Annotated in this window: 9 protein-coding genes and 1 riboswitch; of the genes, 3 read left to right on the plus strand and 6 right to left on the minus strand. The window is 69.8% G+C overall.

Going from position 1 to position 12,237, the window contains the following annotated elements; translation table 11 throughout:
* Positions 1 to 63: 63 nt before the first annotated feature.
* Positions 64 to 201: riboswitch (cobalamin riboswitch) on the plus strand.
* A gap of 132 nt (positions 202 to 333) precedes the next feature.
* The 3 genes from ACFQ7F_RS24560 to ACFQ7F_RS24570 all read left to right on the plus strand — a co-directional run bounded on the left by ACFQ7F_RS24560 (position 334) and on the right by ACFQ7F_RS24570 (position 5,012).
* The gene (locus ACFQ7F_RS24560; RefSeq protein ID WP_383273880.1) at positions 334 to 2,748 is read left to right on the plus strand and encodes a ribonucleoside-diphosphate reductase subunit alpha; all 2,415 of its coding nucleotides are present in this window, start codon (positions 334 to 336) and stop codon (positions 2,746 to 2,748) included.
* Complete coding sequence (locus ACFQ7F_RS24565) at positions 2,748 to 3,770, plus strand: ribonucleotide-diphosphate reductase subunit beta (protein WP_383273882.1); 1,023 nt, start codon at positions 2,748 to 2,750, stop codon at positions 3,768 to 3,770. Before ACFQ7F_RS24560 ends, ACFQ7F_RS24565 begins: the two co-directional genes overlap by 1 nt.
* A gap of 237 nt (positions 3,771 to 4,007) precedes the next feature.
* Positions 4,008 to 5,012 carry a helix-turn-helix domain-containing protein gene (locus ACFQ7F_RS24570; protein WP_383273884.1) on the plus strand — a complete coding sequence of 335 codons (1,005 nt, stop codon included), beginning with the start codon at positions 4,008 to 4,010 and terminating at the stop codon, positions 5,010 to 5,012.
* Here ACFQ7F_RS24570 and ACFQ7F_RS24575 read toward each other — a convergent pair.
* From ACFQ7F_RS24575 to ACFQ7F_RS24600, 6 genes are all read right to left on the minus strand, one after another.
* Positions 4,966 to 6,321 carry a cytochrome P450 gene (locus ACFQ7F_RS24575; protein ID WP_383273886.1) on the minus strand — a complete coding sequence of 452 codons (1,356 nt, stop codon included), beginning with the start codon at positions 6,319 to 6,321 and terminating at the stop codon, positions 4,966 to 4,968. The two genes, ACFQ7F_RS24570 and ACFQ7F_RS24575, sit on opposite strands and share 47 nt — an antisense overlap.
* A complete protein-coding gene (gene cyc1 / locus ACFQ7F_RS24580; protein WP_383273888.1) occupies positions 6,318 to 7,454 on the minus strand; it encodes an epi-isozizaene synthase in 1,137 nt (378 codons plus the stop codon). The genes ACFQ7F_RS24575 and cyc1 overlap by 4 nt, the downstream gene beginning before the upstream one ends.
* Before the next feature lie 298 nt (positions 7,455 to 7,752).
* Positions 7,753 to 8,403, minus strand: coding sequence for a peptide deformylase (def, locus tag ACFQ7F_RS24585; RefSeq protein ID WP_383273890.1), 651 nt, complete (start codon positions 8,401 to 8,403; stop codon positions 7,753 to 7,755).
* A gap of 64 nt (positions 8,404 to 8,467) precedes the next feature.
* Positions 8,468 to 9,448 carry a tetratricopeptide repeat protein gene (locus ACFQ7F_RS24590; protein WP_383273892.1) on the minus strand — a complete coding sequence of 327 codons (981 nt, stop codon included), beginning with the start codon at positions 9,446 to 9,448 and terminating at the stop codon, positions 8,468 to 8,470.
* A gap of 105 nt (positions 9,449 to 9,553) precedes the next feature.
* Positions 9,554 to 10,858, minus strand: coding sequence for an HD-GYP domain-containing protein (locus tag ACFQ7F_RS24595; protein ID WP_383273894.1), 1,305 nt, complete (start codon positions 10,856 to 10,858; stop codon positions 9,554 to 9,556).
* Positions 10,855 to 12,198, minus strand: coding sequence for an HD-GYP domain-containing protein (locus ACFQ7F_RS24600; RefSeq protein ID WP_383273896.1), 1,344 nt, complete (start codon positions 12,196 to 12,198; stop codon positions 10,855 to 10,857). Before ACFQ7F_RS24600 ends, ACFQ7F_RS24595 begins: the two co-directional genes overlap by 4 nt.
* Positions 12,199 to 12,237: the final 39 nt, after the last annotated feature.

Consider the following 12,237-nt stretch of genomic DNA (forward strand, 5'->3'; position numbering starts at 1 on the left):
GGATTCTTCCGGCGGCCCGCTGTCGTACACGCCGACACAAGATATGGGGCTGCCGCCCAGAGCCAGCACAAGATGTATGCTCGTGCTCGCTGTCGCCGCAGGGGAATCCGGTGCAAGTCCGGAACTGTCCCGCAACGGTGTATGAGTGCGCATTTGTCGTGCTCGCGAGTCCGAAGACCTGTCGGCAGCGCGCCCGTTCCGACCGGTCCGGGTGCCAACGACGTCCGGGCCTCGTGGAATGGGCTGGTGGACGCGGAGCGCAGCCCTGCCCCGGCGCGCCCGTGTGTCACTCCTCCCTTCCTCAAGGCTCCGAGCCGAGCGAGGGAGTGCTCCGTGACCATCGCGCCAGCCGAACCTGCGTCAGCGCAGATCACCGACGGTCAGCAGACCACCGATGGTCAGCAGACCGGCGACGGCCCAGGAACCGCGCTGCTGCGCACCCTGACCGACCTCACCACCGATCTCCCCGACGCCGACCCCGGCCGGGTCGCCGCCGCAGCGCTGCGCGGCCGTTCGGCCAAGGCGGATCTGGCGGAGCTGCGGGAGCTCGCGACCGAGGCGGCCGCCGGGCTCATCTCCGAGGACCCGACCTACTCGCAGCTCGCCGCCAGGCTCCTCAGCCTCAGCATCCGGGAAGAGGCCGCGTCGCAGGGCGTGCGCTCCTTCTCCGACTCGGTGGCCGTGGGACACCGCGAGGGCCTGATCGCGGACCGCACCGCCGCGTTCGTCGTCGACCACGCGGAGCGCCTTGACGCTCTCGTGGAGGACGCTCTCCAGGACGGCGCAGACTTCCGCTTCGGCTACTTCGGCCTGCGCACCCTGCACAGCCGCTATCTCCTTCGCCACCCGATCACCCGGCACGTCATCGAGACCCCGCAGCACTTCATGCTGCGTGTCGCGAGCGGCCTGGCGGAGGACGAGAGCGTGCGCTCGGTGGACGAGGTCGCCTCCCTGTACCGCCTGATGAGCCGCCTGGACTACCTGCCGTCATCGCCGACGCTCTTCAACTCCGGCACCCGCCACCCGCAGATGTCCTCCTGCTACCTCCTCGACTCGCCCCTGGACGAGCTGGACTCCATCTACGACCGCTACCACCAGGTCGCGCGCCTCTCCAAGCACGCGGGCGGCATCGGCCTCTCGTACTCCCGTATCCGCGCCCGCGGTTCGCTGATCCGTGGCACGAACGGCCACTCCAACGGCATCGTGCCGTTCCTCAAGACCCTGGACGCCTCCGTCGCCGCCGTGAACCAGGGCGGCCGTCGCAAGGGCGCCGCCGCGGTCTACCTGGAGACCTGGCACTCCGACATCGAGGAGTTCCTGGAGCTGCGCGACAACACGGGTGAGGACCAGCGGCGTACGCACAACCTGAACCTCGCGCACTGGATCCCGGACGAGTTCATGCGCCGCGTCGCCGCGAGCCAGGACTGGTCGCTGTTCTCCCCGGCCGACGTGCCCGAGCTCGTCGACCTGTGGGGCGACGAGTTCGACGCGGCCTACCGCAAGGCCGAGGCCGACGGGCTCGCCCGCAAGACCATCCCCGCCCGCGACCTGTACGGCCGCATGATGCGCACCCTCGCGCAGACCGGCAACGGCTGGATGACCTTCAAGGACGCCGCCAACCGCACCGCCAACCAGACGGCGGAGCCCGGCCACACCGTCCACTCCTCCAACCTCTGCACGGAGATCCTGGAGGTGACGGACGACGGGGAGACCGCCGTCTGCAACCTGGGTTCGGTGAACCTCGGCGCCTTCGTGGACACCGACGCCGGTGACATCGACTGGGAGCGGCTCGACGAGACCGTCCGCACCGCCGTCACCTTCCTCGACCGCGTGGTCGACATCAACTTCTACCCGACCGAGCAGGCCGGCCGGTCGAACGCCCGCTGGCGTCCGGTGGGCCTGGGCGCCATGGGCCTCCAGGACGTCTTCTTCCAGCTGAAGCTGCCCTTCGACTCCCCCGCGGCGCGCGCCCTCTCGACGCGCATCGCCGAGCGGATCATGCTCGCCGCGTACGAGGCGTCCGCCGACCTCGCCGAGCGCAACGGCCCCGTGCCCGCCTGGGAGAAGACCCGCACCGCGCGCGGCGTCCTGCACCCCGACCACTACGGCGTCGAGCTGACCTGGCCGGAGCGCTGGGCCGCGCTGCGCGAACGCATCGCCGTGACCGGCATGCGCAACTCGCTGCTTCTCGCGATCGCGCCGACCGCCACCATCGCGTCCATCGCGGGCGTGTACGAGTGCATCGAGCCGCAGGTCTCCAACCTCTTCAAGCGCGAGACGCTCTCCGGCGAGTTCCTCCAGGTCAACGCCTACCTGGTGCAGGAGCTGAAACGACTCGGCGTCTGGGACGCGCAGACCCGCGAGGCGCTGCGCGAGGCCAACGGCTCGGTGCAGGGCTTCAGCTGGATCCCCGCCGAGGTGCGCGACCTCTACCGCACCGCGTGGGAGATCCCGCAGCGCGGCCTGATCGACATGGCCGCGGCGCGCACGCCGTTCCTGGACCAGGCGCAGTCCCTGAACCTGTTCCTGGAGACGCCGACCATCGGCAAGCTCTCCTCGATGTACGCCTACGCCTGGCAGCAGGGTCTGAAGACCACGTACTACCTGCGCTCACGCCCGGCGACCCGGATCGCCCGCGCGGCGGCGGGCCAGACCGCCACCGCCGCCCCCGTACCTACGCAGGCAACGGCCGAAGAAGCCGCCGCCTGCTCCCTGGAAAACCCCGAGTCCTGCGAGGCCTGCCAGTAATGTCCAGCACCACCAACGCCGTGAAGAACCTCCTCGACCCGGGCTTCGAGCTGACCCTGCGTCCCATGCGCTACCCCGACTTCTACGAGCGCTACCGGGACGCGATCAAGAACACCTGGACCGTCGAGGAGGTCGACCTCCACTCGGACGTCTCCGACCTCGCCAAGCTCTCGCCCGGCGAGCAGCACATGATCGGCCGTCTGGTCGCGTTCTTCGCGACCGGTGACTCGATCGTCTCCAACAACCTCGTGCTCACGCTCTACAAGCACATCAACTCCCCCGAGGCGCGGCTCTACCTGAGCCGCCAGCTCTTCGAGGAGGCCGTGCACGTCCAGTTCTATCTGACGCTGCTCGACACCTATCTGCCCGACCCGGAGGACCGCGCCGCGGCCTTCGACGCGGTCGAGGAGATCCCCTCCATCCGCGAGAAGGCGGAGTTCTGCTTCCGGTGGATGGACTCCGTCGAGAAGATGGACCAGCTGGAGAGCAAGGCCGACCGGCGCCGCTTCCTGCTGAACCTGATCTGTTTCGCCGCGTGCATCGAGGGGCTCTTCTTCTACGGTGCCTTCGCCTACGTCTACTGGTTCCGCTCGCGCGGTCTGCTGCACGGCCTCGCCACCGGCACGAACTGGGTGTTCCGCGACGAGACGATGCACATGAGCTTCGCCTTCGACGTCGTCGACACCGTCCGCAAGGAGGAGCCCGAGCTCTTCGACGACGCGCTGCAGACGCAGGTCACGGACATGCTCAAGGAGGCCGTCGAGGCCGAGCTGCAGTTCGCGCGCGACCTGTGCGGTGAGGGCCTGCCCGGCATGAACACCGACTCCATGCGCGAGTACCTGCAGTGCGTCGCCGACCAGCGGCTCCAGCGGCTCGGGTTCGCGCCGCTCTACGGCTCCTCAAACCCGTTCTCGTTCATGGAGCTCCAGGGTGTCCAGGAGCTGACCAACTTCTTCGAGCGGCGTCCTTCGGCCTACCAGGTCGCGGTCGAGGGTTCGGTCTCCTTCGACGACGAGTTCTAGCCGCGCCGGGCTGCGCGAGGCGGTGGACGCCGCCTCGCGCAGCTCGCGGTCGATCCGGCGGTCGTGGACGTACCCGACGAGTGCGGGTGCGGCCAGGAGAAGGAGGACGGTCAGGACGGTCGCGTAATCGAGGATTGCGTTCATGTCCTTACTGTCCTGCGCACCGGACAGGCGCGTCAGTGGCAGGACTGCCACACACCATCGACTTACTGCCAGTCCCGCGGCACACTGGCAGACATGCTGAAAAACGTGGCCGCCGTGCTGCTCGACGGCGTGAATCCCTTCGAACTCGGCGTCGTCTGCGAGGTGTTCGGCCTCGACCGGAGCGACGCGGGCCTTCCCGTGTACGACTTCGCGGTGGTCGCGGGTGAGAGCGGGCCCCTGAGCAATCACGCGGGGTTCACGATCACCACTCGGTACGGCCTCGACCGGCTCGAAGAGGCCGACCTCATCGCCGTTCCCGCGGGCCAGTCCTTCGCGCAGCGCGACTTCCCCGAGGATCTGCTCGCCGCCCTGCGCCGCGCGGCGGACCGCGGGGCCCGCATCCTCTCCGTCTGCTCCGGGGTCTTCGTGCTCGGCGCCGCGGGGCTGCTCGACGGCCGCCGCTGCGCCGTCCACTGGCGGCACTCCGCGGAGCTCGCCGTGCAGTATCCGCGCACCCGGGTCGAGCCCGACGTCCTGTACGTGGACGAGGGCCCGGTCATCACATCGGCGGGCACCGCCGCCGGGATCGACGCCTGCCTGCACATCGTGCGCCAGGAGCACGGTACGGAAGTCGCCAACGCCATCGCCCGGCGCATGGTCGTACCACCCCATCGCGACGGCGGTCAGGCCCAGTTCGTGGAACGCCCCCTGCCACGCACGGCGTGCGACACCGTGGGCGGGGTACTCGCCTGGATGGAGCGCCATCTGGACACGGACATCACCGTCGAGCTGCTCGCCGAGCGCGCGCACATGTCACCGCGCACCTTCGCCCGCCGCTTCCAGCAGGAGACCGGCACCACGCCCTACCGCTGGCTCCTGCGCCAACGGGTGCTCCTGGCGCAGGAGTTGCTCGAGGGATCGGACGACACGGTGGACGCCATCGCCGGGCGTGCCGGTTTCGGCAACGCCGCGGCGATGCGCCACCAGTTCCTGCGGGCGCTCGGCACCACACCCAACGCCTACCGGCGCACATTCCGCGGACCGGCGGCCATCAGCGCCTCTCTGCCCGCAGAACCAGCCTCTTCGGCTGCAGGGTGATGCCGATCTTCGTGTCGGCGTCGGTCTCCGCGATCGGCGCCAGGTGCCACTTGGCGGCCACCGTGGCCAGAATGATGGCGAGTTCGGCCAGGCTGAAGTGGTCGCCCGGGCACTTGCGGTTACCCGTACCGAACGGCATCATCGCGAACTCCGGTACATCTGAAGCTCGTTCCGGATTCCACCGGTCCGGGTCGAACCGAAGATGCTGCTCGAAGGAACGCGGATCGCGTTGCATCGCATACACGCTGTAGACGATGTCTGCGTCGGCCGGAATGCGGTAGCCGCCCAGGGTGGTCTCTCCTACCGACCGGCGCGTGAATATCCAGGCAGCCGGCTGTATACGCATGGCCTCGGTGACGACATTCCGGGTGTGCGGAAGGTCCTTGAGGTCGGCGAATGTGATCTCCCGATCCGGTGCGACGCCATTTACCTCTTCAACCAATCGCCTTTCCTGCTCGGGGTGTTCGGCCAGCAGATGGAACGTCCACGCCAAGGTCGACGCGATATTCTCGGCGCCCGCCACGACGAGGGAGATCACGTGGTCGTGGATCTCCTGATCGCTGAGCGGCTGACCTGATTCATCGTGCGCCCGCAGCATTTCGGCCAGCAGGTCGCCCTGGCTCGCATCCGCCGCCCTGCCTTCGGCGACGATCTCGTCGACCACCGCGTGCAGATCGGCGAGCGCGCTCTGGAAACGGCGGTTGCCCTGCGTCGGCACGCGGTACAGCGGCCCGACCGAGAGCACCATCCTGCGGTAGAGCCCTTCGAAGACGGTGTGCAGCGATTCGGCGATGCGGTCCGCCTTCTCGCCGATCGCGTCGACCTCCAGGAGCGAGCGGGACACGACGCGCACGGCCGTGCGGAACATGTCCGCGTTGATGTCGACGGTGTCGCCCGACTGCCAGCGGGCGGCCGTGGCGCGGGCCTCCTCCTCCATCACCTTGGCGTAGTCGGCGATCCGCTCGCGCCTGAACGCGGGCTGCATCATGCGCCGTTGACGCTTGTGCGTCTTGCCGTTGCTGGTCGCCACACCCTTGCCGAGGAGCACTTCCAGGGTGTCCCAGAGCGGCCCTCCGACGATGTAGTCGGGGCTCCGGAGCAGCTGCCCGACGAGCTCAGGGTCGCAGACCGCGTACGCCGTCTTGGGGCCCAGCCTGATGCGTACGAGATCACCGTGGTCCCGCAGCGCGGCGAAGAAGCCGAGCGGGTCGCGCACCAGGTTCCAGGCGTGGCCGATGAGCGGGGCACCACCGCTGACGAGCGGTGGAGTCGCCGCGGGAGTCGCGGGTATCGCGGATTCGACGCTCATTCCTCACCTACCAATTCAATTTCAGCCAAGTCGCTGATTCCCGCGCCATTCATTTCCACGTCGCTCACATACGGGGGAATGGACCTGTCGTCCCAGCTGTCCACCCGATAGCGACCGGATTCGTGGTGGAACCAGTAGACGGAAGAGAACCAGTTCCGCATGTTGGCGACGCACGATTCCACCGCGTCCGAGAGTTCCTTGCCGTACGCGCTTCCGTCGGCCAGCTGACCTGCGAGACGCAATACTTCTTTTTCCGCCGCGAGGAAATCCGAGATGCATCGGGTCACTCGCCGGTGGACTTCCGCCACGGCCTCTTCGAGGGAAAGACCCTCGTGCTGGATCAGACTGATCCCGAGATTGTGCAGTTCATCTCCCGCGAGTTCCTTGGGAAGTGAGCACAGGTCGTTGTACCAGGCGGAGAAATCCTGCGTGGCGAGCGCCGCCCGCCGATATGCGGGATGCTTCCGCACGTCCTGCGGCAGCTCGTGCCGCGCCGTGGGTTCGAGCAGGTCGATCCACGTCCAGTGCGCGAACGTCAGCCTGCGCAGCTCGATGTAGGCCTCCACAGTCGGTACGGTACCGGTCCTGCGGTTCCTGAACTCCAGGTCGTACGCCTCGATCACGCTGTGGAAATGCCGGGCGAACCGGGCGTTCCAGCTGGGCCCGAGCTGCGAGTACAGCCGAAGGACGCAGTCGGCGAACCCGGCGACCAGAGGGTCCCGGTGGTTCAGCTGTTGCCGGGGCGCCCGGAGCGTCTCGTGGAGGCCGCGGCACAGGCGGCGCCACTGCGCCGCCCTGCCGTGCACGGAGTCGCGGTCGTGCCGGTCGTCCCACGCGAAGAACCAACTGCTGAGGTCGGCTATCGCGCTGAGCAACTCATCGGGCGCGCCAATGTAGTAGCCCGCCACCAGGTCCGTGTAGCACAGACTGTCGGCGTACCGCTCTACCTTGTCCGCGGGCATGAGGCGCATTTCGCGCAGCCATGTCCTGGATTTTTCCTGAAGCTCCGGCCAATACGGATGTAGTCGTCGCGGAAAATCCGCCTCGATCACCGGGAGCGCCAACGCCGGCGGCACGGATACCGCCGGTGTCTGTGACTGTGTCGGTGAAGTGCCAAATGAATATGCAGGCACGAACTGGCCCCTCTCAGCCGCTTGAGGACGTACGCCCCTCCCGCCGTGCCGGGCGCGCGCCGTTGCGTTTCCCCGCGCTTTCCATTCAGCACCACAACTGACCGTTCAGGGAACAGATTTGCGCCATTCACTACCCCCCAGTGCCGAAAAAATCCATGTACGTGACTAAATTTGGATCATCGTGAGCCTGTTTTGCTCGCACAGTTGACCGGTCCATGCGAACAGCCCATGCGAACGGCCCCTGGACGGGAGGGAGATCCCGACCAGGGGCCGCAGGTGGCTTGCTTGCTCGCTGTGCTCAGGCGTTCGGCACGACGGGGTAGCGCGGAGTGCCCTCTTCCATCTGCCGCAGCGCGTCCTTGCGGTCGCGCTTGGAGAGGCGGTCGATGTACAGGTAGCCGTACAGGTGGTCCGTCTCGTGCTGCAGGCAGCGCGAGAAGTAGCCGGTGCCCCGCACCTTGATCGCGTTGCCCTTCTCGTCCTGCCCGGTCACCTCGGCGTAGTCCGGGCGGGCCAGGTCGGCGTAGGCGGTGGGCACGGAGAGGCAGCCCTCGCCCGCCTCGTCCAGGCGGCGCCGCTCGGCGGGGATCTCTCGCACCACGGGGTTGCAGACCACGCCGACGTGCCGCACGCCCTCGTCGTCCATGCAGTCGTAGACGAAGACCTTGAGGTCGACGCCGATCTGGTTGGCGGCAAGGCCCACGCCCTGCGCGGTCCGCTGGCTGGCGAACATGTCGGCGACCAGCTGCGCGAGCTCGTCGTCGAAGGCGGTGACGTCCTTGCACTCCTTGTGCAGCACAGGGTTGCCGACGACCGTGATGGGCCGGGAGGTGCCGCGCTCGCGGTAGGCGGTCTCCCGCTCCTCGCAGTCCTCCGTGTCGATGACGAAGCCCTCGTCGTCTACGGGGAGGACCCCGCCCGAGGCCTGCTGCTCAGTGTCCTGCGCCATTGTCCGACGTACGCCTTCCTGGGAACCCACAAGAGATAGTGCCGGTACAGCCTACGGCCAGGAGTCAGCAGACCTCTTCCAGATCCCGCCAGTCGCGGGAGTCCGGGCTGTCCGCGACCCAGCCGTCAAGGAGCCCGCGCACCAGTGCGGCGGGCGCCGCGATGCCGCACTCGCGCTCGGGCACCCACAGGGCGCCGGGGCTGCGGTGGCCGAGCGGGCCCGGATGGCCCGGTTCGCTGTGGTCGTGCGGGTCCAGGTGTTCGCCGTCGCCCTCGTCGCTCGGCATGCGGCTCTCGGAGCACATACGACAGAGCAGCCGCACGGACGACGACCAGTCCTCGGCGGCGAAGCCCGCGTCCGCGGCGAGCTTCTCCAGGGCGTCCCGGTCGTCCTCCGTGGCGGCCTCGAGGAGAACCACCCAGGTGGGGACCGGCGAGGGCGCCCACAGCTCGATCTCGTCGAAGACCGGATACGAGTCCCCGGCCCCCGTCGTCCGCTCGCCGTGCGGGACGCCGTCGTGCAGCACGACCTCGCCCCAGCGGCGCCCGGAAGAGGGCAGCGGAATGGAGAGGATCTCGATCCGGGCGGGGTCGAGCCTGCGCCCCCACACGACCTCGGCCTCGCCCTCGGGCGAGAGCCGCACGGCGGCGCTGCCCAGGTCCATGCCGGTGGGCTCCCCGGAGGCGGCCACACCGCCCGGAACGCGCAGGCCGTAGGCCTGCCAGGCGCGCCGGGCGAGGGGCCAGTCCTGCAGGGCGGTGGCGGCGATCCCCACGTTCCACCAGTCGGGGGCGCCGGCCGACCGGTCGAGCAGCGCGACGGCCCGCAGACCCGCGGCGCGCGCCTGCTCCCAGTCGTGCCGGAACTTGTGGAGCAGCGCGAGGTTGAACCAGGACTCCGAGAGCCACGGCTCGAGATCTGCCGCGCGGGTAAGCAGCGCGCCCGCGTCCTCGTACCGCCCGTCGCCGATCAGCGTGAAGGCGCGGTCGGTGGCCTGCCGCCATGAGGCGGAGGGCCGGTGCCGTCCCTTGCCGAAGATCCTCACGATTCCCGCCTGCCGATTACTGAGTTCCTGTAGTCCAGCTGTGCCCCTGAGGGCCCTCTTCGCATCCAACCACGTACGGTCGGACGGCCGCTCATTACCCATGGGTTACCCAACCGGCGGCAAGCTATGACCGCCCCGTGAAAGGACCCGGGCCAGGGCTTCCACCACTTCGGGCTGGTAGTCGCGGCCCGTGCCCAGGCGCAGCCTCTCCAGGGCGTTGAGCGGGCCCCCCGGACCTTCTCCCCTCGCCATCTCGTCGTACGCGTTGGCAGCCCGCACGATACGGGCGGCGAGCGGCTGCTCGCGATAGGGGTCCGCCTGCCGCTCCACGACCACGGCGACGTCGCCGTTCACCCCCGTCTGACGCACGACGGCGCCCCCGAGCAGGGCGATGCGCCGCTGTTCCGCGTCCGGCAGGGCCGCGGTGGCGCCCGCGGGAACGGGGTCGACGAGGGAGAGCTGCCCGATGTCGTGCATCAGAGCCGCGTACTCCAGGACCGCGAGGTCAGGCGCGGAGAGACCCAGCTCACGCCCGACGGCCTTACTGAGCGCGGCGACGCGGCGGGCGTGGCCCTGCGGGGTGTACCCGGCGATCTCGGTGGACCGGGCGAGCGAGGTGATGGTCTGCCGGTAGGTGGTCCGCACGGCGGCGTACCGCCCGAACGACAGCTGGGTCAGGAGCAGCGGCAGGCTGAACACCGGCAGCGCCCAGAGGCCCGCCACGGCGACCGCGAGCGCCATGACGGCCCCCGTCGCGCACACGGCGGACCCGATGCCGAGCATGGCCCGCAGCTCGTCGCGCAGGAGCGGCCCGAAAGGCCATCGGGTACGGGCGTGCGCCATGGCCGCGGCGAGCACGGCGTCACAGAGGGCGGTCAGGACGAGCAGCGCAACGATGACGACGGCGAAGGCGGGCCCCTGCCCGGCCCACTCCCCCAACCTCCCCGCGTTGTAGAGCGGTTGGAAGCACGCGGCGGCGAAGCCGACCGTGAGCACGCGCCGCGCCACATGGTCGAGGGCGGGCCCTTTGCCGAGCGCCACGTTCGGCACGGCCCCGACGAGCGCTGCTGCGACGACGACGGCGATCACCTGGAAAACGCCGTGGTGCGTGGGCCGCCCCCCGACCTCCCCGAGGAGTGCGTACGCCAGCGCGCCCGCGGCACCGAGCGGCGCGGGCTCCCGATCGCTTCCACCGGCGCCCCACCGCGCCAGCTCCCCCACCGCCACAAGCCCCCCGAAGGCCAGCGCGACCCCGCCTTCGGCCACTCCACGCCAGAGGGTCCAGCAGAGGGCGAGCACGGTGAGGACTCCGGCGGAGCCGTAAACCAGCCCCGCCACGGTTGTGGGCAGGCGTTCCGCAAGGCGGAACGGGTGAGCGTCAGCTCCGGGTTCCGAAAGAGCAGCGCTCATCGTGCTCCCGCCCCGGGGGAAGCGGGAACTCCGGGCTCCCCCCGGCGAGGGGACGGCACACTCCCCGCGACGTCAGCAGTCACCTCGGGGTGCCATCCGTACCGGCCAAGCGCCCGCTGCAACGCGGCGACCATGGCGGGATCGAACTGCGACCCCGCGCACCGCGACAACTCGGCCAGGGCGGCATCAACAGGCCTCCCCCTCCGGTAGGACCTCGTGGACGTCATGGCGTCGAACGCGTCCGCGACGGCCACCACCCGCGCGAACTCCGGAATCTGCCGCCCCACGAGCCCGTACGGGTAACCGCTCCCGTCGATCCGCTCGTGATGGTGGAGGATCGCCGCCCGTGCCTCCCCGAGGAAGCCGATCCCCCGCACCATCTCGTGCCCGTACTCGGGATGCAGCTCGATGACCCGCCGCTCCTGCGGGGTCAGCGGCCCGTCCTTGCGCAGCAGCCGGGTCGGTACGCCGAGTTTGCCGACGTCGTGCAGGATCCCGGCGAACCGCAGGCTCTCCACCCTCTCGTCCGCCATCCCCAGCTCCCGCGCGATCATCACGGAGGCCCGTCCCACGCGCTCACTGTGCCCGCGGGTGTACTGGTCCTTGATGTCGACGGCCTGCACGAGCGCCCGGATCGTGGCCTGGTGGGCGGCCCGCTCACGGTGGTACTGCGCGAAGACCCAGCAGGAGACCCCCATCGGAAGCAGCACCAGGAGCGCGGCGAGCGGCCCGTACGGACTGCGCCAGAGGACCGCCATCATCAGACCGGCGAGGCCGTGCACCGCGACCGGCGCGAACGACCGCAGGAAGAGCCCCCGCCAGGCGGCCCGCACCGGCACCCGTTCCGCGGTGGCGAGGATGCCGCCGTCCAGGGCGGTCAGTACGGCGGCGAAGGCGAGGACGGCCGCTCCGGCGGGCACGAGAGCGTACGGAAAATGGGGCGCGGCCACCGCATCGTGCCCGCCGAGCGCTCCGTGCACCCATGCCGAAGCCCAGGCGGCCAGGGCCAGTTGGGCCGCACGCCAGACCCTGCGCACCCACCGGGGGCTCCGCTCGACGCGGGCGAGCAGTGCTCCCGGCACCGCGACGAGCGCGGCGGCGGCGGGCGGCAGCAGGAAGACGGCGGCGAGCAGCACGGGGAAGAAGGTGCCGAGGCCGTTCGGCCCCCGGCGGCCGATGACCCGGCACCGCGAGGCCTGCTCGCACCCCGCGTAGAGCGCGGCGAGGAGCCCGAGCGCGGCCCACGGCGTGCGTGAGGTCAGCGCGGGCGCGGCGCAGGCGGCGCCGGCCAGGGCAACGCACAGGATGTAGGCGCGCGCCCACGGAGCGATGGACCGCATGGCACTGTCTCCTCCCCGCGACCGTCCAAGGTCCGGAGA

This window comes from Streptomyces sp. NPDC056486 (genome assembly GCF_042795295.1).
Classification (GTDB): domain Bacteria; phylum Actinomycetota; class Actinomycetes; order Streptomycetales; family Streptomycetaceae; genus Streptomyces.